This is a genomic window from Streptomyces sp. NPDC001108, from assembly GCF_053598535.1.
This window is the reverse complement of sequence record NZ_JBSFKL010000001.1, coordinates 347848-373493: the sequence shown is the minus strand read 5'-3', so window position 1 is coordinate 373493 and position 25646 is coordinate 347848. Positions and strand designations below refer to the sequence as shown.

Here is a 25646-nt window from a genome sequence, read left to right as displayed (position 1 = left end):
ACGACAAGGGAGTCGGGGAGAAACCGGAGGAAGCCCCATGGCCCGGCCCGTCATCGGCATCAGCACCTACCAGGAACCGGCCCGGTGGGGCGTGTGGGAGATGCCCGCCGCCCTGTTGCCCGCCGGCTACCCCCGCCTGGTGCGGGCGGCGGGCGGGCTGGCGGTGCTGCTGCCGCCCGACGACACCACCGACGCGGCCCGGGAGGCCGTCGACGCGCTGGACGGCCTGGTCGTCGCGGGCGGCGCCGACGTCGAACCGGCCCGCTACGGCGCCCGCCCCGACCCCCGCACCGGCCCGCCCAGCCGCGCCCGGGACACCTGGGAGCTGGCGCTGATCGAGGCGGCGATCGACCGGGGCGTTCCCCTGCTCGGCATCTGCCGGGGCATGCAGCTGCTCAACGTCGCCCTCGGCGGCACCCTGCACCAGCACCTGGACGGGCACACCGGAGGCACCGGCGTCTTCGGCGAACACACCGTCACCCCCGTACCCGGCACCCGGTACGCCGAGGCCGTCGCAGGGCCGGTCGCGGTGCCGACCTACCACCACCAGGCCGTGGACCGGCTGGGGGCCGGGCTCGCGGCGAGTGCCCACGCGGCCGACGGCACCGTGGAGGCGATCGAGCTGACCGGCCGCACCACCCTGGTGCTCGGGGTCCAGTGGCACCCCGAGGCGGGCGAGGACACCCGGGTCATGGCCGCGCTCGTGGCAGCGGCCCGGGACCGCTCCGTCACCCGGGCGGGCGTGCCGACACCCTGACGCACGGGCCGCGGCGGGGCGGCGCGGGTGCGCCCCCCATGCCCCGTGCGCCCCCTCGCTCCCTTGTCATCTCCCTTCACCTGCACATAAGTTGGGCGATTGCGACGTGTCCTATGCCAGTGGGGGAGCCAAGTCATGGCCGCGAACGGACGGCACCGCAAGTACCAGCCCAGCCGGATCAACCGCGCCTCGCTCACGGTCACCATCGGCGGTGCGGGCATCGCGCTCCCGCTCATCGCCGCGGTACCGGCCGAGGCCGCCCCGACGGACGTCTGGGAGAAGGTCGCCGCCTGCGAGTCCACCGGCAACTGGCAGATCAACAACGGCAACGGCCACTTCGGCGGGCTCCAGTTCACCCGCTCCACCTGGTCGGCCTACGGCGGTACGGCCTACGCCCCGCGCGCCGACCTGGCCACCAAGCAGCAGCAGATCGCCGTCGCGGAGAAGGTGCTCGACGCACAGGGGCCCGGTGCCTGGCCGACCTGTTCCACGCGAGCGGGGCTGACCCGCGACGGGCAGGAACCCGACGTCGCCCCCCAGTCGCAGACCACCCGGAAGGCGGGGACCGGGCAGCCGGCTTCGCGCCCCGCCGCCGCTCCCGCCACCCCGACCACCGTGCCCGGCAAGCGGGAGTCGTACACCGTGGCGCGCGGGGACTCGCTCTCCGCGATCGCGGCGAACAAGCGCCTCAAGGGCGGCTGGCAGCACCTCTACGAGCGCAACCGGGACGTGGTGGGCGACGACCCCGACCTCATCCTTCCCGGGCAGCGGCTCAGCCTGGACGCCACCCGCGCCCCCCGTCCGCAGAAGCGCTCCGCCCCCGCGACCACACCGAAGCGCCAGCAGACCACCGCACCGAAGAGAACCGGGACCGGGACCGCGAAGGCCGCGACGCCGCACCGGACCGAGGCCGCGAACACCGACCGGCACGACCGGGCCACCGCCCCCAAGCAGCAGGCCGCCAAGCCCCACCAGGAGTCCGCGAAGCCCGGGACGCGCCACGAGCCCGCCAAAACCAGGCCGACGACCCGGCCGAAGCCCCACCACGAGCAGGCCAAGCCGCACCCGAAGGAGACGGCACACCGCCCCGCCCTCGTCGCCCCCGTGGCGGCCGGCCTGGGGACGCCGTACCACAAGCCCGGGTCCTGGGCGAGCGGCTACCACACCGGGGTCGACTTCCCGGTCCCCACCGGTACGTCGATCCGGGCGATCGCCTCCGGCACGGTCGTCTCGGCGGGCTGGGGCGGGGCGTACGGCTACCAGGTCGTGATCCGGCACAGCGACGGCAAGTACAGCCAGTACGCCCATCTGTCCGCGCTCCATGTGCGCGAGGGCCGGCATGTCACGGCGGGCCAGCGCATCGCCCGTTCCGGAGCGACGGGCAACGTCACGGGACCGCACCTGCACTTCGAGATCCGTACCGGCCCCGGCTACGGATCGGACATCGACCCGCTGGCCTACCTGAGGGCGGGCGGCGTCAAGGTCTGAACGGCGGCGTACGGACCGGGCGGACCGACGGACCCCGCCCGGCCGCCCGGGGCCCGACGGGGTTCCCCGTGGCGAACGTCACCCGGTCCAGGCGCTCCAACGGCAGGACGGGAGGCAGCGGACGCGTCACGGGCACCGGGGCCCCGGCCGTTCCCGGACCGCCGTCCGCTCCGTGGCGCCCGTCGTCCGCCGCCCCGTTCCGCTCGGCGCCCAGCCGCTCCGTCACGAGCAGGACCAGACCGCCCGCGGCGATTACCGCGCAGCCCAGGGCGAGCACCGTCCCGGCCGTGCCGTACCGGAACCGCTCCCCGAACAGCGTGATGCCGACGACCGCCGCCACCACCGGATTCGCCACCGTCACCGTCGCCAGCGGCGCGGTCAGCCCGGCGCCCCGGTACGCGGCCTGGGAGAGCAGCGTTCCGGCGGCCGCGAACACGGCGATCGCCACCAGCCCGACCAGCACCGCCCCCGAGGTCCACGCCACCGCCACCGTCTTTATGAACACCGAGGCGACCCCGAACGCGATGCCCGCCGCCCCGGCCAGCACCACGCTCCGCACCGCCGGTCGGCGCACCCCCGCAGTGGCGACCAGGGCGAGCAGCGCGACCGCGCCCAGCGCCACCCCGGCGAGCACCAACTGCTCGGGACCGCGCAGCGCATGGGACGTGGCATGCCCCGTCAGCGCGAGCAGCCCCGACAGCCCCGCGGCCGCCATCACCGCGCCCCGCCACGCGGTGGCCCCGGCCCGGCGGCGGACGAGGAGCGCCGCCATCGGCAGGGCGAAGACGATGGTCAGCGCGCCGAGCGGCTGGACGAGGCTGAGCGGACCACAGGCCAGCGCCACGACATGGAGGAGCGCCCCCACCCCGTTCAGGGCCACGGCGGCCCACCAGACCCGGTCGCGCAGCGGGGCGAACGCACCACCGCCACCGGTGGCCGCCACGCGCTCCTGGACGATCGCCCCGGCCGCGTAGGCGACCGCCGAGACCAGGGAAAGCAGCACGGAAAGCGCGAGGGAGCTCATGTACCCCACCATGTCGCTCCGGCGGCGCCACGTCGTCGTCCCTGAGAGGGCAATCGGACGTACTGCTCCAGTAGTACGGGCGTGGCCCGCTTCTCCGCCCCCGGACGGTGGCCCTTCCACCCGGGGGCCGTTCCCGCTCCGCCCACGGGGCTACGGTGGGCGGGGCCGCTTCGTCCACGGAAGACGGGCGCCGGGAAGGAGCAACAGCCCATGGACGAGTCCGCCCAGGGTCCGGCGGAGGGGTTCTTCGCACTGCGGACCGTCGCACCGACCGGTGGCGAACACCGCCCCCTGGCACGGCTGTACGCGGGGGAGCAGGCCCCGCTGACGGCCCGCATCGACACGGTCGCCGCCCGGCTGGGCACCGCCGAGCGCAGGGTGGCCGCCTCGATCGCGCACCTGGGGCTGGCCGCCCGCCTCTGGTCGACCGCGCTCGGACCGGCGGCGGTGACCGGCCGCTTCCCCGACCTGTCGGCCGGTTCCCTCCACTGGGACCCGGGGCAGTCGTCCCCCGACGACCTGTGGCTGGACGGCACCGAATCGCTGCCCGGAACCGCCGACCGTATCCGCGAGACCGTCCAGTACGGGCACCTCGTACCGCTCGCCGAGGCGGTCCACCGGGACGGGCCGCTCTCCGACCGGCTGCTGTGGGGCAACGCCGGCTCCGCGCTCGCCGGGGCCCTGCGCCAGCTGGTCTCCTGGGCGGCGAAGCACCGCCGCCCCGACGCGGCGGCCCGGGCCCGTGCCCTGACCGCCGAACTCCTCGACCACCCGGACCTGCGGACCACCGGCGCCCCGCACGACACGGCGTTCCGCCGGCGCAGCTGCTGCCTCTACTACCGCGTCCCGGCGGGCGGACTGTGCGGCGACTGCGTCTTCGAACGCCGCTGACCCCGCCCGCCCCGCGGTCCGGGTGTCCGGCGGCTCAGCTGCTCAGCTCGAACTCGGCCCGGATGCGTTTGCCCACCGGCACCCGCTCGGCGGTCAGCCGGTCGCACAACGCCACCACGATCTCCATGCCGTGGCCACCGGGGCGTGCCGGGTCGGGGGAGTAGAAGACCGGAAGCGCGGTGCTGGAGTCGTACACCGTCACACTGACGCGCTCCGCGGTGCCCTCAAGCTCCAGCAGGTAGGGGCCCTGGCTGTAGCGGTCGGCGTTGGTGACCAGCTCGCTCACCGCCAGCAGCAGATCGCCGCGGGTGCGCTCGCCCAGGACCGCGAGCCACTCGGCGGCCAGCCGGACGAGGAAGCGGTCGGCCAGCGCGCGGGCCTGTGCGATGCAGCCCGGCTCGCCGTCGAACACCTCGGCGCTGTGCAGAACCTCCAGGGGCCGGTCCGGGCACGGCCCGTCCGCCGGTCGTGAGGTGACCTGTTCGTTCATGTGCTCCAGCCAGGGCGACGCAGGGGTGTTCTGTGACGGCTTCTCGGTGTCCGCCTACCCGCGAAGCACGGTCCCACTCCGGCGGAAACCCGGCAGTTCCCGGCCACCGCCGCACCGGTCGGCCACGACGCCGCAGCGAAGAGTACCGCCCCCGGGTACGGCCGGTCCCACCCCGTCACGCGAACGGAGCAGCATCAGGTGCATGGCAGACTTGACCGGGGCGTTTCGGCCCGGCAGAAGCAGGTACGGCGGTCGGCCGCCACGAGAGACGGACGGCAGAGGAACGGCGATGACGGTGACAGAGGACAGCCAGGAGCTCGCTCCCGGTACGGAGGAGTTCGGCCCCGGGATCGACCCGGAACGGCTCGCCGTCTGCCTCAGTGTGCTCGACGAGCTCGACCGTATCGAGGTCGACCACCCCGACGCCGTCGCCGTGCGCCGTGCCACCGCCGGGATCTACCGGACGGTGAAGCAGCGCCGCCGTCAGGAGCGCCGCGCCGCCAAGACCGCCCACGACAAGGCGGTCACCGAGGCCACCGCGACCGGCTCGGCCGACCGGATCGACGACGAGACCCAGGGCGTCCTGCCGTCGTCGTCCACCCGCGGCGAGATCGCGGGCGTGCTCCAGCGCCCCCGGTCCTGCTACATCTGCAAGACCCGGTACGTCGAGGTGGACGCGTTCTACCACCAGCTCTGCCAGTCGTGCGCGCAGGAGAACCGCGCCCGCCGCGACGCCAGGACGGATCTCACGGGCAAGCGCGCCCTGCTGACCGGCGGCCGGGCCAAGATCGGCATGTACATCGCGCTGCGGCTGCTGCGCGACGGCGCCCACACCACCATCACCACCCGCTTCCCCAACGACGCGATCCGCCGCTTCAAGGCGATGCCGGACAGCGGTGAGTGGATCCACCGGCTGAAGATCGTCGGCATCGACCTGCGCGACCCCGCCCAGGTCGTCGCCCTCGCCGACTCGGTGGCCGCCGAGGGCCCGCTGGACATCCTGATCAACAACGCGGCCCAGACGGTGCGCCGCTCACCCAACGCCTACAGCGAACTGGTCAACGCCGAGTCCGCGCCGCTCCCGGCGGGCGAGCTGCCCGCCGCCGAGGTCATCGGCACCTTCGGCAGCGGCACCGTCGACCGGGTGGCCGCCCTGCCGTCCGCCCGCAAGGAGGGGCTGAGCGCCCAGGACGTCACCGAGCTCGCCCTGGTCACCGGCTCCGCCTCACTGGAGCGGATCGCCGCCGGGACCGCGATCGACGCGGGCGGGCTCGTCCCCGACCTGCACGACACGAACAGCTGGGTGCAGACCGTCGACGAGGTCGGGCCGATCGAGCTGCTGGAGGTCCAGCTCTGCAACTCGACCGCCCCGTTCATCCTCATCAGCCGGCTCCGCCCGGCCATGGCGGCCACCGCGGCCAAGCGGGCCTACGTCGTCAACGTCTCCGCGATGGAGGGTGTGTTCAGCCGCGGCTACAAGGGCGCCGGTCACCCGCACACCAACATGGCCAAGGCCGCCCTGAACATGCTCACCCGCACCAGCGCGCAGGAGATGTTCCAGAACGACGGCATCCTGATGACCGCCGTCGACACCGGCTGGATCACCGACGAGCGTCCGCACCCCGACAAGATCCGCCTGGCGGAAGAGGGCTTCCACGCCCCGCTCGACCTGGTCGACGGTGCCGCCCGGGTCTACGACCCGATCGTGCGCGGCGAGGCCGGCGAGGACCTCTACGGCTGCTTCCTCAAGGACTACGCCCCGGCCAACTGGTAGCCGTCCCAACCACCGCCCCGGGGCCCGTCGCCCCGGGGCGGATGTCGTCATGGGGCGGACCGTGTGATGCCGCTCCGCCCGGCGGGGTACCGGCAGCTTGCCGACATGCCGTCCCGGACACGCGGGGTGCGGTGCCATGCTGTCCGTCACGGCCGCTCTCCGGGCCGTGATCGCGGACGGGTCTTTTCCCTGCGGAGTGGCTGAAAGTGACCTACTGCACACGTTCTATCGAGCGCGGAAGCGCTCATTTGGTTACTCTGATGTGAACGGACGCCATCGAGAAGTCCACAAACCCTCCTCGACCGTCCCGGGACAGACTTGTCAACCAGGTCGCCGTCCCGCCCTGTACCCGGCGCCACCGCGACCGAGCTGTTCTCTGCCCCTGCCCCGCACGGGCGGCCGATTCCGGCAGTCAGGCCGGAGCTTCGGCAACGTCCGGGGCTATGCGACACAAAGGAGTGCGCGGTGACGACACCGGAACTGACGAAGCACGAGAAGCGCCCCGCCGATCGGCACACGGGCCCGGCCCGCAGGCCCGAGAAGCTCCGCAACATCGAGGTGTGGGCCCGGTCCGCCCCGATCCGGCTGGCCGGCTACGAGGACGACCTCGCCGAGCCGCACATCCTGCCCGGCATCGACTGATCCCGCTCCACCCCGAGCTCCCGGGAACCACCTTTTTTCGGCCTTGGCCTCGGTCCGCTCCGCGCGGGCCGGGGCCGAAACCCGTTGCCCGGCCGTGCGCCACCCCCGCGCGCGGACCCGTCCCCGCCGCCCGCACCGTCGCCGCCCGGGCCCCGCGCTCATCGGACCGCGTCCGCCAGAGCCGCCCCGGCGAAGGACAGTCCCATGCCCGCCGCGACGGTGAGCGTCAGATATCCGGCGGCCAGCGCCGTCCGCCGGGCCGAGGCGAAGGTCAGCAGCTCGTACGAGAACGTCGACCAGGTCGACAGCGCCCCGCAGAATCCGGTGGCCAGCAGCAACTGGAGGCGGGGCCCGAACTCCCCGTCGGTCACCGCCTCGGAGACGTAGCCGAGGAAGAACGCCGCCCCCGCGTTGGCCGCGAACGTGCCCCACGGGAAGGCGGTGTGCAGGCGGAACTTCGCGTCCACCCCGAGCAGGTAGCGGAGCGGCGCACCGACCATCCCGCCGACGAGCACCAGCAGCCAGTCGGTCATCGGGCACTCTCCGGTTCTTCCGCGTAACCCCGCCCGAGCACCAGGTGCGCGGCGAAGGCACCCGCCGTCACCGCGGCCAGCGCCGCCACGACGGTCAGCAGCAGACAGCCGACCGCGTCACCGGTCCGGCCCTCCGTGAAGAGCTGCCGCACCCCGTCCGTGTAGTGCGAGAACGTGGTGAACCCGCCGAGCACCCCGGTGCCGAGCAGCGGGCTGATCAGCCGGGGCGCGCCGGGGAACCGCAGTTTCAGGGTCACCATCAGGATGCCCATGAGGAAACAGCCCACGGCGTTGACCAGCAGCACCGTCCAGGGGAACGCCTCGGGGCCGTCGGGCCACAGCCGCTCGGCGGCGTAGCGGGCCAGCGCGCCCACGGCGCCGCCGACGGCGACCGCCGCCACGACGGCGGGCTGCGCCCCGGGGTGGTGATCGGGGTGGGTGCGACGGTGCAGGCGCATCTGCGGGGACATCCACCGAAGCTAACGAGCCGGTCCGGACATCCCCGTCTCCCACGCTCGACGGCGCGGTTCACGACCCCAACGGCGCAGCCGGACGGCGCTCCGCGAGAAGACCGGGCCGACCTGTGCGTTGATGGTGGCAGACCGCGAAGAGCGTTCCATCCCTGATCCGCTATGCGCTGGAGTCCCCTTGTCCCTCGCCGAGCCGACTGCCGTCCGCAGGCTGGAGCAGCGGCAGCCGACCGCGTTCCTGCTGGCCACGATCCGAGGGGTCGGGCAGGTGGACCTCCAGCCGTGCCTGTGGACCGGGGCGTTCATCCTCGCCGGACTCTGGGTGGCCGGCTGGCAGATCGGTCTCTTCGCGACCCTGGGCACCGCCCTCTCGACGCTGACCGCCTACGCGTTCGGCGTCGACCGCCCCTCCATCGCCCTCGGCCTGCACGGGTACTCCGGCTGTCTCACCGGCATCGCCCTGGTCACCTCGCTGGGCAACCACCCCGCCACGTACGTCCTCGCGGTGATCGGTTCGATCATGTGCACCGTGCTGACGATGGCCCTGACGAACCTGCTGAAACCGTACGGACTGACCGCGCTCACCGCACCGTTCTGCCTGGTCTCCGGCGTCATGGTGCTCGGCGCGCCGTCCTTCGCACGGATCTGGCACGGCGCCCCGAAGCAGGTGTCCAGCACCACCAGCGGCGCCACCGGGCTCTCCTGGAGCGATCTGTGGCACGGCTTCTTCACCAACGTCGCGCAGATCTTCCTGGTCGACGCCTGGTACGTCGGGCTCATCATGCTCGTCGGCCTGGCCTGCGCCGGGGTGCGGGTGGTGCTCTTCGCGGCCGGGGGCAGCGTCGTCGGGATCCTCGCCGCCTGGCTGCTGGGCGCCCCCAGCTCGCTGATCGCGAACGGGATCTACGGATACAACGCCGTGCTCGTCGCCATCGCCATCGGTGCGGTCTTCCTGACCCCGACGGTGTGGAACGGGGCGTACGCGCTCTTCGGCGCCGCCGCCTCCACGGGCCTCACGGCCTCCCTGACCTCGTTCTTCAAACCCTTCGGCGGCCACACCTTCACCTGGCCGTTCATCCTCGTGACCTGGGCGTTCATGGCGGCGGTGCCGCTGCTGCCCCGGTTCCGGAAAAGCGGCTGACCGCCCGTTCCCCCTCACCCCAGAGAGGTACTGACGATGAACCTCGCCCCCCGCGAGATCGACAAACTGCTGGTCTACGTCGTGGCCGACCTGGCCCGCAAGCGCCAGGGCCGCGGCCTCAAGCTCAACTACAGCGAGGCCGTGGCACTGATCAGCGAGGCGATCCTGGAAGCGGCCCGCGACGGCAAGAGCGTCGCCGACTGCATGGAGCTGGGCCGCCATGTCGTCGGCGAGGACGACACCATGCCCGGCGTACGGGAGATGCTCGGCCTGCTCCAGATCGAGGCGTCCTTCGTGGACGGGACCAAGCTGGTCTCCTGCCACGATCCCATCGGCGGCTGAACCCGGTGGACGCGAACCGCCGGGTGATCGCCGTCTGCGGCCACGAAGCCGGGTACGGCGCCGCCCTGCACGATCTCGCGGGGACCGGGACCACCGTCGTACGGGACGGGCGCGCCCTCTTCCGGACGGTCACCGCCCTCGCCCGCCGCGGCGAGGAGAGCTGTGTCGTACCGATGACCCTCGGCCGCGACCCGGAACTCGTCGCCGACACCGCCCGCACCCTGCGGGCACTGCCGCCCGCCGCCCGCGCCCGCACCCTGCTGACCGAGCCGTTCGGCACCGCGCAGCACCTGACCGCCTGGCTGCGCGCGGCGGCCGGCCGGGCCCCCGGAACCGCCGCCCTGCTGGTCACCGCCCCGGCCGGGGACCCCTTCGAGGACGCCGAGCTGTACCGCGTCGCCAGCCTGGTGCGCCGCTACGGCGGCCACGAACTGGTCGAGGTCGCGTTCACCGGGGGAGACCCCAGCCCCGCCGAGGGCGTCCGGCGCTGTCAACTGCTCGGCGCCCGCGAGGTGGTGCTGCTCCCGGCCGCGTTCGCCCGGCCGCCGCTGCCGGACGTACCCGGCGCGCGGATCACGGACGGCGGCCCGCTGCTCTCCCCGGCGGCGCTGGCCCGGGTGCTCGCCGAGCGGGTGGCCGACGCCCGGCGCCATCGGGCCGAGCACGGCGACGACGGCATCGCGGCCGGGCTGACCGCCGCCGACCACCACGGCCACGCCCACACCCACCCCCCGGGCGAGGGCCACCTCCACGGCCACGGGCACGGCCACCCCTACGGGGCCGTCCACACGCACCCGCATCCGCACCCGCATGTCCACGGTGCGGGCCGAGTCATCAGGAGCACCGCATGACACCCCGCCAGAGGTACATCTACGGCAAGGAACCGATCGAGATCAACGCCGGGCGCCGCCGGGTGAAGCTCACCGTGCGCAACACCGGGGACCGGGCCGTCCAGGTCGGTTCGCACTACCACTTCTTCGAGGTCAACTCGGCGCTCTCGTTCGACCGGCAGCAGGCGCTCGGCATGCACCTCGACATCCCCGCGGGCACCTCGGTGCGCATCGAGCCCGGCGGCACGCGTGAGGTGGAGCTGTGCGCGTACGCCGGCACGGGCCGGCTCGTCGGCTTCAGCGGGCTGTTCAACGGCAGCCTCGCCTCGCAGCCGGTGCGGATCGAGGCGGTCCGCCGGGCGATCGAGCTGGGCTTCGCCGGGGCCCAGAAGAAGGCCGGGGGCGGCAAGAACACCAAGGACGCCAAGAGCGCCAAGGCCGCGAAGGACGCCAAGGAAAAGAAGAAGGGTTCGCGCTGATGCCCATCCTGCCGCGCAAGCAGTACACCGACATGTTCGGCCCGACGGTCGGCGACCGCTTCCACCTCGCCGACACCAACCTCGTCGTCGAGGTCGAGAAGGACTACAGCGAGGGCCTCTACGGCGACGAGGTCGTCTACGGCGGCGGCAAGACCATGCGCGACGGCATGGCCGCCGACCCGCAGGCCACCGCCGCCCAGGGAGCGCTCGACACCGTCATCACCAACGTGGTGGTCATGGACCCCGTCGTCGGCATCGTCAAGTGCGACATCGGCATCAAGGACGGTTTCATCGCGGGCATCGGCAAATCCGGCAACCCGCAGACCCAGAACAACGTCCACCCGGACCTGGTCGTCGGCCCCGGCACCGAGGCCATCGCCGGTGAGCACCTCATCGCCACCGCTGGCGCCATCGACACCCACGTCCACCTGATCGCACCCCAACAGGCCGAACAGGCGCTCACCAACGGCATCACCACCCTCATCGGCGGCGGCACCGGCCCCTCCGACGGCACCAATGGCACCACCTGCACACCCGGCCCCTTCAACATCGCCCGCTTCCTCCAGGCGGCCGAGGGCGTCCCCATCAACCTCGGCATCATGGGCAAGGGCAACGGCAGCCTCCCCGAGGCGCTGGAGGAACAGGTCCGGGCCGGGGTCTGCGCGCTGAAGGTGCACGAGGACTGGGGCGCGACGCCCGCCGTCATCGACAACGCGCTCAAGGTCGCCGACCGGCACGACATCCAGGTGGCCATCCACACCGACAGCCTCAACGAGAGCGGATTCTTCGAGGACACCCGCTCCGCGATCGACGGCCGCACCATCCACACCTTCCACAGCGAGGGCGCGGGCGGCGGACATGCCCCGGACATCCTGCGGGTCGCCGGGGAGCCCAACATCCTGCCGTCCTCCACCAACCCGACGCTCCCGTACACCAGGAACTCGGTGGACGAGCTCCTCGACATGGTCATGGTCTGCCACCACCTGAGCCACGACATCCCCGAGGACGTGTCCTTCGCCGACAGCCGGGTGCGGGCCGAGACCATCGCCGCCGAGTCGGTCCTGCACGACCTCGGCGTGATCAGCATGATCTCGTCCGACTCGCAGGCGATGGGCCGGGTCGGCGAGTCCGTCACCCGCTGCTTCCAGATCGCCCACCACTGCAAGGACAAGCTCGGCACCCTGGAGGGCGACTCCGCCCGCAACGACAACCAGCGGGTGCTGCGCTACCTCGCGAAGGTCACCATCAACCCGGCCATCGCGACCGGGATCTCCGACCACGTGGGCTCCATCGAGAAGGGCAAGCTCGCCGACATCGTGCTCTGGCCCATGCACTCCTTCGGCGCCAAGCCGAAGATGATCATCAAGGGCGGCATCATCGCCTGGGCGCAGATGGGCGATCCCAACGCCTCGCTGCCGACCCCGCAGCCGGTGATCTACCGGCCGATGTTCGGGCAGTACGGCAAGGCCCAGGCCAGTACCCATGTCACCTTCATGTCCCAGGCCGGGATCGCCGCCGGGGTCCCGGCCGAACTGGGCCTGGACCGCAAGGTGCTGCCGGTCCGGCGCACCCGGACCATCGGGAAGCACAACATGGTGCGCAACGACGCCCTGCCCGACATCAAGGTCGACCCCGAGACGTTCAAGGTCACCCTCAACGGCAAGGTCGCCACCATCGACCCGGCCGAGGAGCTCCCGCTCAACCATCTGTACTTCCTGGTCTAGGGCGCGAGGAAGACGCGGCCGTGTACCAGGACGAGGAAGAGATCCGGGGCGGGGTGGCGCCCGCTCCGGCGAACGCGGAGGCGAAGGCCGGGCCGGCGCTCGGGCCGTTGCTGGTCGGCCTCCAGCTGACCGACTCGGCGTTCCCCAGCGGCTTCTACACGCTCTCCCACAGCTTGGAGGGGTTCGCGCAGGCCGGGGCGGTCGACCGGCAGAGCCTCCCGGCGCTGCTGGCGGACCTGCTGCGGCACGGGGTCGGTCCGGCCGACGCCACCGCGCTCGCGCTCGCCCACCGGGCCACCCGGGCGGGCGACGCGGCGGCCGTCGTCCGGATCGACGAGCACCTGTTCGCCACCAAACTGGGGCGCGAGATGCGCCAGGCCGCCACCCGGACCGGGCGGCAGCTCCTCGACCTCGCCGCCGAGGTGTTCGACCGGCCGGAGATCACCGAGCACTTCGACCGTGTCGTACGCGGCGAGTCGCCCGGCACCCAGGCGGTGGCGGCCGGGGTGGTCCACGCGGCGGCCGGGGTCCCCGTCCGCCAGGCGGTGGCCTGCGACCTGTTCGCGTTCTGCGCGAGCTTCGCCGGCGCCGCGCTGCGGCTGCGGCTCACCGACCACCGCGGGGCCCAGGTCCTGCTGCGGAACGCCGCACCCGTCGTCGAGGAGACCACCGAGGCGGCGCTCCGGCGCGAACTGGCCGACGTCGGCGCCACCGTCTTCGCCTCGGACATCATGTCGGGCCGTCACGAACGCGCCGAGGCCCGGCTGTTCGCCAGCTGATCCCCACCCCACCCCCAACGACGCGAGGAAAAGGGAACACCATGGACGACAACGTACTGCGGGTCGGCATCGGCGGACCGGTCGGTTCCGGCAAGACCGCGCTCATCGAGGCGCTGGTGCCGGTGCTCATCGAGCGCGGCCACCGCCCGAGCGTCATCACCAACGACATCTACACCCAGGAGGACGCCCAGCACATCCGCCGCACCCTCGCCGGGGTCCTCGAACCGGAGCGCGTCGTCGGCGTGGAGACGGGGGCCTGCCCGCACACCGCCGTCCGCGACGACCCCACGATGAACCTGGCCGCCGGGGCCGAGATGCTGGAACGCTTCCCGGACACCGACACCCTGCTCTACGAGTCCGGCGGCGACAACCTCACCCTCACGTTCAGCCCGGCCCTCGTCGACCTCTTCGTCTTCGTCCTGGACACCGCCGAGGGCGAGAAGATGCCGCGCAAACGGGGCCCCGGCATCACCGACTCCGACCTGCTCGTCATCAACAAGATCGACATCGCGAAGTACGTGCGCACCGACATCGGCGTCATGGAGTCCGACGCCCACCGGGTGCGCGGGGAAGGACCGGTCGTCCTCACCGACTGCCTCACCGGCATCGGGGTCGAGGACGTCGCCGGTTACCTGGAATCCCGTCGCAAGGCGCTGATCTGAGATGCGGCCCACCCCGTCACCGCCCCGGCCGGACCGGCTCGCCCCCGGCCACTACACCGTGGACCGCCTCCCCCCGGAGGTGGCGGCCCTGGCGTCCGTGCCCGACACGCTCGGGCCCGGCGCACCGGCCAAGGTCGGCATCCTCGACCTGGCCTTCGCCGTACGGGGTGGGCGCACCGAACTCGTGGAGCGCTACCAGAAGACCCCGCTCCAGATCATGCGGCCGCTCTGGATCGACCCGGCGATGCCCGGGATGAGCTACGTCTACCTGATGGCCACCGGCGGCGGGGTCGCCCAGGCCGACCGCTACCGCATGGACTTCCGCTGCGGGCCCGGCACCCAGGTCCATCTGACCACCCAGGCGGCGACCAAGATCTTCCGGATGGAGCACGACTACGCCAGCCAGCGCGTTCACATCACGGCGGAGGACGGCGCCTACGTCGAGTACCTGCCCGACCCGCTGATCCCGTTCGCGGACTCCCGCTTCTACCAGCGCACCGAGGCCACCGTCGCCCCCGGCGCCACCGTGCTCCTCGGCGACACCGTGACCGCCGGGCGGCTCGCGCGCGGCGAGCGCCACGCCTACCGGACCCTCGCCACCGATCTGCGCGTCACCCGCCCCGACGGCACCCTCCTCGCCCTCGACACCCTGCGCCTGACGCCGGGCGCCGCGGACGGCGGCGTCCTCGGCCCCGGGGTGTTCGCCGGGCACGACCACGTCGCCTCGCTCTTCGTCGTCACCGACCGGGCCCCGGCCGGTGAGCTGGCCGACACCCTCCACACCGCGCTCGCCGGGCTCGGTGTCCTGTACGGGGTCAGCGTGCTGCCCCGGGACTGCGGCGCCTGGCTGCGGCTGCTGGACGACAGCCCGGTACGGGTCGCCGCCGCGCACACCGCCGCCTGGGACGCCGTACGCCGACTGCTCACCGGCCACCCCGCCCCCGCCCTGCGCAAGCCCTGACACCCCACCACGACGAGGGACCCGCCGATGAACTTCGCACCCCCACCGATGCCGCCGGCGTACGACTCCGGTGACACCGCCTGGCTGCTCGCCTCCACCGCCATGGTGCTGCTGATGACGCCGGGACTGGCGTTCTTCTACGGCGGTATGGTGCGCACCCAGCACATCCTGATGATGATCAAGATGAGCTTCGCCGCACTCGCCTTCGGCACGCTCGTCTGGTGGATCATCGGCTACTCGCTGGCCTTCGGGCCGGACGTCGGCGGCGCCGGACTCATCGGCAACCTCGACCACGTGTTCATGCACGACATCGGGCTGACCACCCTCACCGGGCACATCCCCACCTATGTCTACAGCACCTTCCAGATGGGTTTCGCGATCATCACGGTGGCCCTGATCAGCGGCTCGATCGCGGACCGCGCCACCATGCGGGGCTGGCTCGTCTTCGTCCCGCTGTGGCTGCTCGTCGTCTACGCCCCGCTCGCGCACTGGGTGTTCGACCAGAACGGGTGGATCGTCAAGCACCTGGGGGCGCTGGACTTCGCGGGCGGGCTGCCGGTGGAGCTCAACTCCGGGGTCTCCGGACTGGCCGTCGCACTGGTGCTGCGGGCCCCGCGCGACTTCGCCCGCCGGGAGGAGCGCCCCAACAACATCCCGCTGGTGGTGATCGGCGTCGGGCTGCTGTGGTTCGGCTGGTTCGGCTTCAACTCCGGCTCGGCGCTCACCACCCAGGGCGCCGCCAGTGCCGCGTTCCTCAACACCCAGCTGGGCGCCGCGGGCGCCATGGTCACCTGGCCGCTGGTGGAGAAGTGGCGCACCGGCACCGTCACCACCATGGGCGTGGTCTCCTCGGCCGTCGCGGGCATGGTCGCCATCACCCCCGCCTGTGGCGAGGTCAACGCGCTGGGCGCGGTCATCACCGGACTGGTGGTCGGGGCGGTCTGCGCCTTCGCCATCACGCTCAAGTACCGGTTCTCCGTGGACGACACCCTCGACGTGGTGGGGGTGCACGGGGTCGGCGGACTGGTCGGGCTGATCATGGTCGGCCTGTTCGCCACCGCGCGGATCAGCGGCAAGAAGGGGCTGTTCTACGGCGGCGGCTGGGGACTGCTGGGCAGACAGCTCCTCGCCATCGTCTGCGTGATCGCGTTCTCCTTCCTGCTCACCTGGATCATCGCGAAACTGGTCGATGTGGCCGTCGGCTTCCGGGCGAAGGACGAGTACGAGAAGGTCCCCGGCACGGAGCGGGAGCGCGCCTACGACTTCCAGACGGCCGAACGCCTCGGCGCCCTGGTCTCCGGCAAGCGGATCACCAGCGACGACGAGCTCGTCAAGCAGATCACCCGGCTGCTGCGGGCCCGGGAGGAGTCCAAGTGACCCGCGCCCGGCGGTTCAGGACCGGCGGTCCGGGCCGAGCGAGACCGGCGGCATGAACTCGCGCACGTAGGTGCGGTGCCACCAGCGTCCGGTGGCCCGCAGCTCGCGCCAGGTGGTGTACCGGTAGTGGTACACCCGGGCGCGGACGTGCGCGGGCGGGGCGTCGGGGAACGGATTGTGCCGCAGCAGCCGCAGGGTGTCCCGGTCGTTCTCCAGCAGCCGCTCCATGAACGGGCCGAACCACGGCCGGGCGTACGCGGGGGAGAGCGCCGCGAACCACATCAGCCAGTCCAGCCGCAGATGGTACGGGGCGAACTGGCGGGGCAGCCGGCGCGGGTCGCCCGGTTTGCCGCGGAAGCCGTACTCCTGCCAGCGCGTGCCCTCGTGGAGGACCCGTTCGTCCGTGCCCTCCACCACCACCTCCAGCCGGACCCGGCTGACGCTGCCGAACGCGCCGTACGTGTTGACCAGGTGCAACGGGTCGAACGAGCGGTTCATCACCTGGCGGCGGGAGACCAGGTTGCGGGCCGGGCGGTAGCTGAGGAACAGCACCAGCGCGGTCACCGCCGCCACCACCACCTCGTACCAGAGCGGCGGCGCGGTCTGGGCGGGCGGCTCGGCCAGGGGCGACCAGTCGACGACGGACAGGGCCAGCGTGATCGTCAGCCAGTTCAGCCAGGCGAAGTTGCCCGAGAGGACCAGCCAGAGCTGGGTGACCACCATCAGCCCGGCCGCCACGCTCGCCACCGGCTGCGGTGTGAAGAGCAGCACCGGCACCAGGAGCTGGGTGACGTGGTTGACCGCGACCTCGGCCCGGTGCAGGGGCCGGGGCAGCCGGTGGAAGAACCAGCTCAGCGGCCCCGGCATCGGCTGGGTCTCGTGGTGGAAGTAGAGACAGGTCAGCTTCCGCCAGCAGTCGTCACCGCGGATCTTGATCAGACCGGCGCCGAACTCGACCCGGAACAGCACCCAGCGCAGCAGCCACAGCACCAGCACCGGCGGGGCGGTGTGCCCGTTGCCGAGGAAGACCGCGAGGAAGCCGGTCTCCAGCAGCAGCGACTCCCAGCCGAAGCCGTACCAGGTCTGACCCACCTGGACGATCGACAGGTACAGCGCCCAGGGCACCGCCCAGAGCGCCATCCCCGCCCAGAGCGGCAGGTACGCGTCGGCCCCGGCGAGCAGCGCCACGGCGACCGCGCAGCCGGTCCAGGCGACCGAGGCGAAGAAGCGGTCGCTGTAGTGCAGCCGGAAGAGGCCGGGGCCGTCGCGCCAGTCGGTGCGCCGCAGGAACGCCGGCACCGGCAGCATGCCGCGCTCGCCGATCAGCGCCCTGAACTGGAGCGCGGCGGCGAGGAAGGCGACGAGGTACACGGCGGCCAGCGCCCGCTGGAAGACCAGCCGGCTGAGCCAGTACCCGTCCGCGGTGAACCACTGCATCGCCTCCAGTATCGGTCAGCGGACGCCCGACAGGCTCTCAGGCGGCGATCCGGCGCAGCGTGGCTCCGAGACGGCGGGCGTACCAGCGCTGGAGCACCGGTACGACCGGCCCCGCGAGCCGGGCGTACCAGGCGACCGGCCGGCTGAACGCCGTGACGGTGAACCACACCGTCCCGTCGTCCGCCAGCTCCGCCACGAAGGACTCCTCGCCGGACTCGGGGTGGCCGGGGGCCGTCCCGTACGCGAACCCGATCCGGTCGGGCTCGTACGCGGTCCAGACGACCCGGCAGGGGGCGTGGAAGCGGAGGGGGCCGATCCCGAGCGAGACGGTCAGGGTGGTCCCGGCCTCGGCCCGGTCCGCCGAGGACTCGACCCGGGCCCCGGAGCCGCGGTGCATGCCCCAGCCGGTGATGGCGGCGCCGACCGTTTCGAGGTCGGCCCGGCCGCGGCCGACCCGGGTCCGGTGGTGGAGGTGGTGGTACCCGTCGGGCAGCGGGCCGAGCCGGGTGGTCCCGACCTCCGGGTAGGAGAATGCGTTCACGCGGTCCGTCCTTCGTGGTGGGTGTCGTGCCGGGGAGCCGTCCGGCCGTGGCCGGACGGTGCCTCCCGGAGCCTTCGCCAGGCGAGCAGCGAGCAGAGCGCGAAGCCCAGCGCGTTGCCGAGGCCGTGGGTGGCGGCCATCCAGCCCAGGGTGGGATGGGGGATTCCGGTGGCCTCGCCGAGCGCCCAGCTCAGCGCGAGGAGCATGGTGACGGCGAGCACGCCGGAGGAGACCGCGAGCAGCAGCCGGGTGGTCCGGTCCCGGTCGGGCCCCCGGACCGAACGCCAGGTGAGCAGGGCGACGGCCCACATCCCCGCGGTCAGCACGAGGGCACCGGCCAGCTCGGCCCGGTCGCCGACGAAGTAGCCGCCCAGGACGAGCAGGGTGCCCAGCGGCACGCTCAGCGCGGCGAACCGGCCCGCCGGGGTGTCGGCGACCCGGCAGACGAGCCCGGAGACCAGCGCCGCGGCGAAGCCCGCGAAGTGGAAGTGCGGCACGGTCAGCGCGAGGATGCCGAGTCCGAAGCCGAAGAGCCGGTGGCCCGAGCGCTCGGCGACCAGCGCGGTGGCCGCGATCGACGGCATGACCAGGGCGGTGAGCAGGGCGATCTCGGCCGGTGCCCGGTGGGCCCGGGGCTCGCGCAGCAGGCGCTGCGGCGCGTGCAGCGCGAGCAGTGCGGTCCCGAGGGCGTAGCAGGCGGCGAGCGCGGTGGCCGCGGGTCCGCGCGGCAGCCACAGGGCGACGGCGCCGGGCACCGCGAACAGCGGCCACAGCCGCCGTATCCGGTCCAGCTCGGGCGCCCCCACCAGCCGCAGCCCCATCGGGACCACCACCAGCATGCCCAGCATCACGATCGCGTTGACCAACGACGACATCGCCGCACCGCCCCCTTCGACTTGAACGTGTTCAAGTCCGTCTGGCGGTGACTCTACGGCTTCTTTTGAACGCGTTCAAGAAGGGGGTGGGTGAACAGCCGGAAGGGGGCGGTCCCGTGCCGGACCGCCCCCTTCCGGCTGTTCCGGGCGGGGTCAGAGAACCCCTCGGCGCCACTCCCGGACCAGCAGCCATCCCAGGTACGCCCCGCCGACGGCCATCGTGTAGATGCCGACCGGCAGGTTGTCGAAGAGCGGCGACTGCTGGGCGCACAGGTCGGCCAGTACGAGCAGCACCGCACCGGTCAGCGCCGACAGCGTCAGATGCGGGCCCGGGAGCCGGGTGATCCGCCGGGCGATCTGCGGAGCCGTCAGCGCGACGAACGCGATCGGCCCGGCGACGCTCACCGCTCCGGCCGAGAGCACGATCGCCAGGACCACGGCCACGGTCTTCGTGGTACGCGGCCGCGCCCCCAGCGCGTGTGCGATGTCGTCGCCCATCTCCCCGATGTCCAGCCGCCGCGAGACCAGCGCGGCGCACGGGGCGACGGCCAGCAGCACCAGACCGATCGTCGCGGCGTCGGTCCAGGAGCGCGCGGACAGGCTGCCGTTGACATAGGCGGTGAGGACGGCCGCCCGGTCCCGCTCCATCGCGTACACGACGTACTGGGTGATCGCGGTACCGATCGCGGCCACCCCGATGCCCGCGATCACCAGCCGGGCCGGGTCGCGGAAGCCGGTGCCGGTCGACACGTACACCAGGGTCATGGCGAGGACGGCACCGAGCAGCGCGCCGAGCGCCACCGGCACGCTGTCCGGGAGGAACAGCGCGCTGATCGCGGCGCCCGCACCGGCACCGGAGGCCAGGCCGATCACATCCGGGCTGCCCAGCGGATTGCGGGTCACGGACTGGAACAGCGCCCCGGAGAGCCCGAGCGCCGCGCCGGTCCCGGCGGCGACCGTCAGCCGGGGCCCGCGCAGCCGCTCCAGGACGAACGCGTCCTTGCCCTCCGCCCCGCCGGTCAGCGCCCCGGGCAGATCGGCGAGGCCGATGCCGAGCCGCCCCAGCGACAACGTCGCCACCGCCCCCGCCGCCAGCAGCACCAGCAGCGATACCGCCGTCAGCACCGACACCCGCCGGACCGGCAGCGCCACCCGCCGGCCGACCGTCAGCACCTTCCGCGGCGACGCGGTGCGGACCGCACCCCGACGCGCCGTCATGGCCGTGTCCCTCATCCCGCCTCGCCTCTCATCCTGCGTACGGCGACGAGCAGCGCGGGCGCCCCGAGGAACGCGGTCACCACACCGACCATCAGCTCCTGCGGGCGCATCACCACCCGCCCCACGACATCCGCCAGGAGCAGCAGCGCCGGACCGACCAGCGCCGAGAAGAGGAGCTGCGCCCGGAAGTCGACCCCGGCCAGCGCCCGCACCACATGCGGAACCGCCAGCCCGACGAAGGCGACCGGCCCGACCGCCGCGGTGGCCGCCGCGCTCAGCAGCGTGGCCGCCAGCAGCCCGCCCGCGCGCACCAGCGCGGGGGAGGCGCCCAGGGAGGCCGCGGTGGAGTCGCCCAGGGCCAGCGCGTTGAGTCCCGGACCGAGCAGGGCGGCCACCACCAGACCGGCCCCCGCGAACGGCAGCACCGACCAGAACACGTCGAAGTCCCGCCCGCCGAGCGCGCCGACGACCCAGTACCGGTAGCTGTCGAACACCTTCGGCCGGCTCAGGGTCACCGCCTGGACGAACGCCGTCAGCACCGCCGAGAGCACCGCCCCGGCGAGCACCAGCCGGACGAGACCGCCGCCCGATCCCGCCGAGCCGAGGGCATGGACCAGCAGTCCGGCCCCCAGGGCGCCGGGCAGCGCCCACCACATCGTGGCCGTACCGCCCGAGGCGCCCAGGAACGCGGTGGCGGCGACGATGCTCGCGGAGGCGCCCGCGTTGATCCCGAGCAGCCCCGGGTCGGCCAGCGGATTGCGGGTCACCCCCTGCATCAGGGTGCCCGCGACGGCCAGGCAGAGCCCGGCGAGCAGACCGAGCGCGGTGCGCGGGTAGCGGCTCTCGACGACGGTGGTGACGCCCGCGTCGGCGGTGCCGTCCAGGACGTGGAGCACATCGGTGAAGGAGGTGGTCCGGCTGCCGTACATGACGCTCGCACAGACCGCGAGCGCCAGCACGGCGACGGCGAGGACGAGCAGGGACAGCCGCCGGACGGCGCCGGACCGCGAGGTTCCGGCGGCGCCCGGCGGCGCGTGCGTGGTGGTGACCATGGGGCCGGTGTCAGCCGTTGTCGGCGGCCTTGACGGCCCGGTCGATCAGCGGCAGATAACGGTCGATGACCCACGGCACGGTGAGCGGGTTGATGATCGAGGAAGCGGTGACGAACGAGTTGTCCGTCCCCGCCACCACGGCCCCGTTCCGCACCGCCGGGATCGCGGCGTACAGCGGCTGCGCCTCGATCTCCTCGCGGGCCTTGTCGTTCATGTAGAAGGTGAAGACGAGGTCGCTGTTCTTCAGTTTCTCGGCGTTCTCCAGGCCGATGAGCGCGGAGGCGGTGCCCTTGGTCTCCTTGAAGGTGTCCACCACCGGGTCGACCTTCAGCCCGAGCGCGGAGACCATGGAGACGCGCTGCTCCTCCGGCTTGAACACGCCGAGGGTGCCGGGGCCGGTGTTGTAGATGTACGAGAACGTGTGCTTCTTGTACTCCGGCCGGCTCGCCGCCGCGTCGGCCAACTGCTTCTCGATCCTCGAGGTGAGGACCTCGGCCTGCTCGGGCCGGCCGAGCGCCTTGGCGATGATGTCGATCTGCTCCTCCCAGCCGGTGCTCCACGCCTGGCCCGGGTAGGCGACGGTGGGGGCGATGTCCTTGAGGATGTCGTAGTCCTTCTGCGTGATCCCGGACCACGGCGCGAGGATGACGTCCGGTTCGAGCTCGGTGATCGCCTCGAAGTCGATGTCCTCGCCCCCGGCGAACTGGACCGGCAGCTTGTCGCCGGACTTCTTCACCGCCTCGTGCACCCAGGGCAGATAGCCCGACTTGTCGCTGCCCCACTCGTACTTCTCGATGCCGACCGGGGTGTGGCCGAGCGCGATGGCGGTCTCCGCCGAGCCCTGGCCGAGGGTGACGACCCGTTCGGGCCGCCGCTCGATCTCGGCGGTGCCGAGCGCGCTCCTGATGGAGACCGGGAACGCCCCGGAGCCCTTTCCGGCCGCGCCGGACTTCTCCTCGTCGCCGCCCGACGAGCAGCCGCCCACGGCGAGGGCGAGAGCGGTGGCGGCGGCGGTCGCGAGGAGGGTGCGGCGACGTACGCGGGTGAAGCGGGACATGGGTGTTCCTCGTGCTGGGGGACGGAGCGGACCCGGCGACCGCACGAGGGCGTGCCGAAGCGGTGGCCGAAGGCGTACGACGACGGCCCCGATGCGCGTCGCAGGGAGTTAGGTAAGCCTAAGCTAATGCATTTCACGGCGACAAATGCCCTCGGGGGGCGAGGCTTCTTTGGTCCAGACCTATTGACGGGCCGTTCGGGCCTCCCTAGCGTGTGACGGGCCGTGAAATGCGGGACCGCGTTCCGTCTCTGTGTTGTCAGGCGCATGTCATTCCACGGCTCAACTCGCCCCGCACCGGGCCGATTCGGGCCTGTGCGCCACCCCGGTGGTGCCCGGCCGTGACAGGAAGGGAAGCAACCATGTTCGGTCGGACAACGCGCCTGCTGGGGGTCGGCCTCGCGGCGGCCTGTGCCGTACAGATGCTGGTGGCGGCGACGCCCAGCTCCGCCGCCGACGAGACCTGCGCGGTCAAGTCGAAGCCGGCCGGGAAGGTGCTCCAGGGCTACTGGGAGAACTGGGACGGCGCCTCCAACGGGGTGCACCCGCCGCTCGGCTGGATCCCGGTCACCGACAGCCGCATCGCCCAGCACGGCTACAACGTGCTCAACGCGGCCTTCCCCGTCATCCTCTCCGACGGCACCGTCAAGTGGGAGGACGGGATGGACTCGACGGTGAAGGTCCCCACCCCGGCCGAGATGTGCCAGGCGAAGGCCGCGGGCCTCACCACGCTGATGTCGATCGGCGGCGCGACGGCCGGGATCGACCTCAGCTCCAGCACGGTCGCCGACCGCTTCGTCGAGACCGTGGTGCCGATCCTGAAGAAGTACAACTTCGACGGCATCGACATCGACATCGAGACCGGACTCTCCGGCAGCGGGAACATCAACCAGCTCTCGGCCTCGCAGGCCAACCTGATCCGGATCATCGACGGCGTGCTCGCCCGGATGCCCTCGAACTTCGGCCTGACGATGGCGCCGGAGACGGCCTACGTCACCGGCGGCAGCATCACCTACGGCTCGATCTGGGGCGCGTACCTGCCCATCATCAAGAAGTACGCGGACAACGGCCGCCTGTGGTGGCTGAACATGCAGTACTACAACGGCAGCATGTACGGCTGCTCCGGCGACTCGTACTCCGCGGGCACCGTCCAGGGGTTCACCGCCCAGACGGACTGCCTGGACAAGGGGCTCGTCATCCAGGGCACCACGATCAGGGTGCCGTACGACAAGCAGGTGCCGGGGCTCCCGGCCCAGCCGGGTGCCGGTGGCGGGTACATGTCGACCGGTCAGGTCGCCCAGGCGTGGAACCGCTACAACAACGGGCTCAAGGGCCTGATGACCTGGTCGCTCAACTGGGACGGCTCGAAGGGCTGGACCTTCGGGGACAACGTCAAGGCGCTCCAGGGGCGCTGACGCCCCGGAGTCACCGGACCGGCGGCCCTGCCGAGGTGGACGGGGCCGCCCCACGCCGACCGGCCGGCCGCGTCACGCGGCCGGCCGGTCGGTTCCGTACGGGTCAGTCCTGCGGCTCGGAGGCGTCCAGCATCGCCTCGCGGTCCACGACCTTGATCCGCTCGCGGCCCTGCTCCGCGCCCAGCGCCTGCTCGTGGGCGTCCAGGCGGTGCCAGCCGTCCTTGGTGGTGTAGCGGATGCCGCGGTCCTCCAGGAAGGCGGTGACGGCCTCCGGCTCGGGGCGGACGGGCGCGGCCAGCCGGCCCTCGGCGCGGTCCTCCAGCAGGCAGGCCACCGTCTCGTTGGCGTCGCCCTTGGTGTGGCCGATCAGCCCGACCGGGCCGCGCTTGATCCATCCCGTGACGTAGACCGAGGGCAGGTGCTCCCCGCCGTCCAGGACCCGGCCCGCGGCGTGCGGGACCGTGCCGGAGACCACGTCGAACGGGAGCTTCGGCAGCTCCTGGGAGTAGTAGCCGACCGCGCGGTAGACGCTCCGCACGTCCCAGTCGGTGAAGGTGCCGGTGCCCCTGACATTGCCGGTGCCGTCGAGCTCGGTCCGCTCGGTGCGCAGGCCGACGACCCGGCCGTCCTCGCCGAGCACCTCCACCGGCGACTCGAAGAAGTGCAGGAACAGCTTGTGCGGGCGGTCGCCGACGTCCCGGATGGCCCAGTTCTCCAGCGTGGAGGCGACCATGTTGGCCTGCTTGTTGCCCCGCCGGGTCTCGATGGAGCCCGCGTCGTAGTCGATGTCCTCGGGGTTGACGATGACCTCGATGTTCGGCGAGTGGTCCAGCTCCCGCAGCTCCATCGGGCTGAACTTGGCCTGCGCGGGGCCGCGGCGGCCGAAGACGTGCACCTCCAGCGCCTTGTTGGCCTTGAGGCCGTCGTAGACGTTGGCCGGGATTTCGGTCGGCAGCAGCTCGTCGGCCGTCTTGGCGAGGATGCGGGCCACGTCCAGCGCCACGTTGCCGACGCCGAGCACGGCCACCTTCTCGGCCTCCAGGGGCCAGGTGCGCGGGACGTCGGGGTGGCCGTCGTACCAGGAGACGAAGTCGGCGGCGCCGTACGAACCGTCCAGGTCGTGGCCCGGGATGTCGAGCGCGCGGTCGGCGTCGGCGCCGGTGGAGAAGATCACCGCGTCGTAGAAGGAGCGCAGATCGTCCAGGCCGATGTCGTTGGGGTAGTCGACGTTGCCGAACAGGCGCAGCTGGGGCTTGTCGAGCACCTGGTGGAGCGCCTGGACGATGCCCTTGATCCGCGGGTGGTCCGGGGCGACCCCGTAGCGGATCAGACCGAAGGGGGCGGGCATCCGTTCGAACAGGTCGATCGAAACCCCCGGGTCCTGGGCGGCATCGGATTTCAGCAGCGCGTCCGCCGCGTAGATGCCGGCGGGGCCGGCTCCGACTATGGCAACACGGACGGGGCGGGTCATCAGGTGCTGGTCCTTAGAACGAACTGGTGCGGTCTGTGCAGCTCAGGGTAAAGGTAAGGCTGGACTTACCGTGCCCGTGGATACGGTATCCGCTGCCCGTCCGGGTGCCACGTCCGGTTCGCCCTGCGAGACGCCCCGTCCCGCCGGTCGGCGTCGCGGGGCGGTCCGCGGTGGCGGCCGGGTGGTGCTCGGGTGATTCGCCCGACCGCGCGGGGTTCG

At 72.4% G+C, this 25646-nt stretch carries 26 protein-coding genes; 15 read left to right on the top strand and 11 right to left on the bottom strand.

The features are described from left to right. The first annotated feature begins 37 nt into the window (after nt 1-37). Together ACWC97_RS01640 and ACWC97_RS01635 are read left to right on the top strand one after the other, a co-directional pair. Nucleotides 38-757, top strand: a complete 720-nt coding sequence (locus ACWC97_RS01640) for a gamma-glutamyl-gamma-aminobutyrate hydrolase family protein (RefSeq protein ID WP_450646752.1) — start codon at nt 38-40, stop codon at nt 755-757. Nucleotides 758-892: 135 nt separating this feature from the next. After that, a complete protein-coding gene (locus tag ACWC97_RS01635) occupies nt 893-2245 on the top strand; it encodes a transglycosylase family protein (RefSeq protein ID WP_450646750.1) in 1353 nt (450 codons plus the stop codon). On the opposite strand, the gene ACWC97_RS01630 is transcribed toward ACWC97_RS01635, so the two are convergent. After that, nucleotides 2235-3269: a DMT family transporter gene (locus ACWC97_RS01630; RefSeq protein WP_450646748.1), complete on the bottom strand. Its 1035-nt coding sequence runs from the start codon at nt 3267-3269 to the stop codon at nt 2235-2237. The genes ACWC97_RS01635 and ACWC97_RS01630 overlap by 11 nt on opposite strands. A 210-nt stretch (nt 3270-3479) precedes the next feature. Between ACWC97_RS01630 and ACWC97_RS01625 the strand changes: the two genes are divergently transcribed. Next, on the top strand, nt 3480-4160 hold the full coding sequence (locus ACWC97_RS01625; RefSeq protein WP_450646746.1) for a (2Fe-2S)-binding protein: 681 nt from the start codon (nt 3480-3482) through the stop codon (nt 4158-4160). Nucleotides 4161-4194: 34 nt separating this feature from the next. Here ACWC97_RS01625 and ACWC97_RS01620 read toward each other — a convergent pair whose 3' ends face one another. Then, nucleotides 4195-4650, bottom strand: a complete 456-nt coding sequence (locus ACWC97_RS01620; RefSeq protein ID WP_352274574.1) for an ATP-binding protein — start codon at nt 4648-4650, stop codon at nt 4195-4197. A gap of 289 nt (nt 4651-4939) precedes the next feature. Between ACWC97_RS01620 and ACWC97_RS01615 the strand changes: the two genes are divergently transcribed. Next, a complete protein-coding gene (locus tag ACWC97_RS01615) occupies nt 4940-6424 on the top strand; it encodes an SDR family NAD(P)-dependent oxidoreductase (protein WP_385209408.1) in 1485 nt (494 codons plus the stop codon). 465 nt (nt 6425-6889) lie between these two features. Then, nucleotides 6890-7066 (top strand): hypothetical protein, encoded by a 177-nt coding sequence (locus ACWC97_RS01610; protein WP_352274572.1) that lies wholly within the window; start codon nt 6890-6892, stop codon nt 7064-7066. Between the two features lie 158 nt (nt 7067-7224). On the opposite strand, the gene ACWC97_RS01605 is transcribed toward ACWC97_RS01610, so the two are convergent. Next, nucleotides 7225-7599: a fluoride efflux transporter FluC gene (locus ACWC97_RS01605; protein WP_366293652.1), complete on the bottom strand. Its 375-nt coding sequence runs from the start codon at nt 7597-7599 to the stop codon at nt 7225-7227. After that, a complete protein-coding gene (locus ACWC97_RS01600; protein WP_352274570.1) occupies nt 7596-8069 on the bottom strand; it encodes a fluoride efflux transporter FluC in 474 nt (157 codons plus the stop codon). Before ACWC97_RS01600 ends, ACWC97_RS01605 begins: the two co-directional genes overlap by 4 nt. A gap of 178 nt (nt 8070-8247) precedes the next feature. On the opposite strand from ACWC97_RS01600, the gene ACWC97_RS01595 reads away from it, so the two are divergent. Genes ACWC97_RS01595 through ACWC97_RS01555 form a run of 9 tightly spaced genes read left to right on the top strand, consistent with a single transcriptional unit; the run spans nt 8248 to nt 16364 of the window. Further along, nucleotides 8248-9210 carry an urea transporter gene (locus ACWC97_RS01595; protein WP_450646743.1) on the top strand — a complete coding sequence of 321 codons (963 nt, stop codon included), beginning with the start codon at nt 8248-8250 and terminating at the stop codon, nt 9208-9210. Nucleotides 9211-9246: 36 nt separating this feature from the next. Then, nucleotides 9247-9552: an urease subunit gamma gene (locus ACWC97_RS01590; RefSeq protein WP_352274568.1), complete on the top strand. Its 306-nt coding sequence runs from the start codon at nt 9247-9249 to the stop codon at nt 9550-9552. A gap of 5 nt (nt 9553-9557) precedes the next feature. After that, on the top strand, nt 9558-10403 hold the full coding sequence (locus tag ACWC97_RS01585) for a sirohydrochlorin chelatase (protein WP_450646741.1): 846 nt from the start codon (nt 9558-9560) through the stop codon (nt 10401-10403). Beyond that, complete coding sequence (locus ACWC97_RS01580; protein ID WP_450646739.1) at nt 10400-10861, top strand: urease subunit beta; 462 nt, start codon at nt 10400-10402, stop codon at nt 10859-10861. Before ACWC97_RS01585 ends, ACWC97_RS01580 begins: the two co-directional genes overlap by 4 nt. Then, nucleotides 10861-12585, top strand: a complete 1725-nt coding sequence (ureC, locus tag ACWC97_RS01575) for an urease subunit alpha (RefSeq protein WP_352274565.1) — start codon at nt 10861-10863, stop codon at nt 12583-12585. The genes ACWC97_RS01580 and ureC overlap by 1 nt, the downstream gene beginning before the upstream one ends. Before the next feature lie 53 nt (nt 12586-12638). Then, nucleotides 12639-13364: an urease accessory protein UreF gene (locus tag ACWC97_RS01570; protein ID WP_450647452.1), complete on the top strand. Its 726-nt coding sequence runs from the start codon at nt 12639-12641 to the stop codon at nt 13362-13364. Nucleotides 13365-13405: 41 nt separating this feature from the next. Beyond that, a complete protein-coding gene (ureG, locus tag ACWC97_RS01565) occupies nt 13406-14026 on the top strand; it encodes an urease accessory protein UreG (protein ID WP_352274564.1) in 621 nt (206 codons plus the stop codon). A 1-nt stretch (nt 14027) separates the two neighbouring features. After that, nucleotides 14028-14987, top strand: coding sequence for an urease accessory protein UreD (locus ACWC97_RS01560; protein WP_352274563.1), 960 nt, complete (start codon nt 14028-14030; stop codon nt 14985-14987). A gap of 27 nt (nt 14988-15014) precedes the next feature. Further along, the gene (locus ACWC97_RS01555; protein WP_352274562.1) at nt 15015-16364 is read left to right on the top strand and encodes an ammonium transporter; all 1350 of its coding nucleotides are present in this window, start codon (nt 15015-15017) and stop codon (nt 16362-16364) included. 15 nt (nt 16365-16379) lie between these two features. Here ACWC97_RS01555 and ACWC97_RS01550 read toward each other — a convergent pair whose 3' ends face one another. The 6 genes from ACWC97_RS01550 to ACWC97_RS01525 form a co-directional block, all read right to left on the bottom strand. Continuing rightward, on the bottom strand, nt 16380-17801 hold the full coding sequence (locus ACWC97_RS01550) for a lipase maturation factor family protein (protein ID WP_352274561.1): 1422 nt from the start codon (nt 17799-17801) through the stop codon (nt 16380-16382). A gap of 37 nt (nt 17802-17838) precedes the next feature. Next, entirely contained in the window at nt 17839-18342 is a 504-nt protein-coding gene (locus tag ACWC97_RS01545) for a DUF1990 family protein (RefSeq protein WP_352274560.1), read from the bottom strand. Then, complete coding sequence (locus ACWC97_RS01540) at nt 18339-19217, bottom strand: YndJ family protein (RefSeq protein ID WP_450646735.1); 879 nt, start codon at nt 19215-19217, stop codon at nt 18339-18341. Before ACWC97_RS01540 ends, ACWC97_RS01545 begins: the two co-directional genes overlap by 4 nt. Before the next feature lie 153 nt (nt 19218-19370). Beyond that, complete coding sequence (locus ACWC97_RS01535; protein WP_450646733.1) at nt 19371-20435, bottom strand: FecCD family ABC transporter permease; 1065 nt, start codon at nt 20433-20435, stop codon at nt 19371-19373. An 11-nt stretch (nt 20436-20446) separates the two neighbouring features. Next, entirely contained in the window at nt 20447-21487 is a 1041-nt protein-coding gene (locus ACWC97_RS01530) for a FecCD family ABC transporter permease (RefSeq protein WP_450646731.1), read from the bottom strand. A 10-nt stretch (nt 21488-21497) separates the two neighbouring features. Next, a complete protein-coding gene (locus tag ACWC97_RS01525; RefSeq protein ID WP_450646730.1) occupies nt 21498-22544 on the bottom strand; it encodes an iron-siderophore ABC transporter substrate-binding protein in 1047 nt (348 codons plus the stop codon). Nucleotides 22545-22903: 359 nt separating this feature from the next. Here ACWC97_RS01525 and ACWC97_RS01520 point away from each other — a divergent pair, with 359 nt between their 5' ends. Continuing rightward, a complete protein-coding gene (locus ACWC97_RS01520) occupies nt 22904-23956 on the top strand; it encodes a chitinase (RefSeq protein ID WP_352274555.1) in 1053 nt (350 codons plus the stop codon). A 103-nt stretch (nt 23957-24059) separates the two neighbouring features. Here the strand turns inward: ACWC97_RS01520 and ACWC97_RS01515 are convergent, their stop codons facing one another. Next, nucleotides 24060-25427 (bottom strand): FAD-dependent oxidoreductase, encoded by a 1368-nt coding sequence (locus tag ACWC97_RS01515; RefSeq protein WP_392278064.1) that lies wholly within the window; start codon nt 25425-25427, stop codon nt 24060-24062. Nucleotides 25428-25646 lie beyond the last annotated feature (219 nt).

Excerpts from the sequence above, each read along its gene's own strand:
- ACWC97_RS01640 (WP_450646752.1), top strand. The coding sequence starts at position 38 with ATGGCCCGGCCCGTCATCGGCATCAGCACCTACCAGGAACCGGCCCGG.
- ACWC97_RS01635 (WP_450646750.1), top strand. The coding sequence starts at position 893 with ATGGCCGCGAACGGACGGCACCGCAAGTACCAGCCCAGCCGGATCAAC.
- ACWC97_RS01630 (WP_450646748.1), bottom strand. The coding sequence starts at position 3,269 with ATGAGCTCCCTCGCGCTTTCCGTGCTGCTTTCCCTGGTCTCGGCGGTC.
- ACWC97_RS01625 (WP_450646746.1), top strand. The coding sequence starts at position 3,480 with ATGGACGAGTCCGCCCAGGGTCCGGCGGAGGGGTTCTTCGCACTGCGG.
- ACWC97_RS01620 (WP_352274574.1), bottom strand. The coding sequence starts at position 4,650 with ATGAACGAACAGGTCACCTCACGACCGGCGGACGGGCCGTGCCCGGAC.
- ACWC97_RS01615 (WP_385209408.1), top strand. The coding sequence starts at position 4,940 with ATGACGGTGACAGAGGACAGCCAGGAGCTCGCTCCCGGTACGGAGGAG.
- ACWC97_RS01605 (WP_366293652.1), bottom strand. The coding sequence starts at position 7,599 with ATGACCGACTGGCTGCTGGTGCTCGTCGGCGGGATGGTCGGTGCGCCG.
- ACWC97_RS01600 (WP_352274570.1), bottom strand. The coding sequence starts at position 8,069 with ATGTCCCCGCAGATGCGCCTGCACCGTCGCACCCACCCCGATCACCAC.
- ACWC97_RS01590 (WP_352274568.1), top strand. The coding sequence starts at position 9,247 with ATGAACCTCGCCCCCCGCGAGATCGACAAACTGCTGGTCTACGTCGTG.
- ACWC97_RS01580 (WP_450646739.1), top strand. The coding sequence starts at position 10,400 with ATGACACCCCGCCAGAGGTACATCTACGGCAAGGAACCGATCGAGATC.
- ureC (WP_352274565.1), top strand. The coding sequence starts at position 10,861 with ATGCCCATCCTGCCGCGCAAGCAGTACACCGACATGTTCGGCCCGACG.
- ureG (WP_352274564.1), top strand. The coding sequence starts at position 13,406 with ATGGACGACAACGTACTGCGGGTCGGCATCGGCGGACCGGTCGGTTCC.
- ACWC97_RS01560 (WP_352274563.1), top strand. The coding sequence starts at position 14,028 with ATGCGGCCCACCCCGTCACCGCCCCGGCCGGACCGGCTCGCCCCCGGC.
- ACWC97_RS01555 (WP_352274562.1), top strand. The coding sequence starts at position 15,015 with ATGAACTTCGCACCCCCACCGATGCCGCCGGCGTACGACTCCGGTGAC.
- ACWC97_RS01550 (WP_352274561.1), bottom strand. The coding sequence starts at position 17,801 with ATGCAGTGGTTCACCGCGGACGGGTACTGGCTCAGCCGGCTGGTCTTC.
- ACWC97_RS01540 (WP_450646735.1), bottom strand. The coding sequence starts at position 19,217 with ATGTCGTCGTTGGTCAACGCGATCGTGATGCTGGGCATGCTGGTGGTG.
- ACWC97_RS01535 (WP_450646733.1), bottom strand. The coding sequence starts at position 20,435 with ATGACGGCGCGTCGGGGTGCGGTCCGCACCGCGTCGCCGCGGAAGGTG.
- ACWC97_RS01530 (WP_450646731.1), bottom strand. The coding sequence starts at position 21,487 with ATGGTCACCACCACGCACGCGCCGCCGGGCGCCGCCGGAACCTCGCGG.
- ACWC97_RS01525 (WP_450646730.1), bottom strand. The coding sequence starts at position 22,544 with ATGTCCCGCTTCACCCGCGTACGTCGCCGCACCCTCCTCGCGACCGCC.
- ACWC97_RS01520 (WP_352274555.1), top strand. The coding sequence starts at position 22,904 with ATGTTCGGTCGGACAACGCGCCTGCTGGGGGTCGGCCTCGCGGCGGCC.
- ACWC97_RS01515 (WP_392278064.1), bottom strand. The coding sequence starts at position 25,427 with ATGACCCGCCCCGTCCGTGTTGCCATAGTCGGAGCCGGCCCCGCCGGC.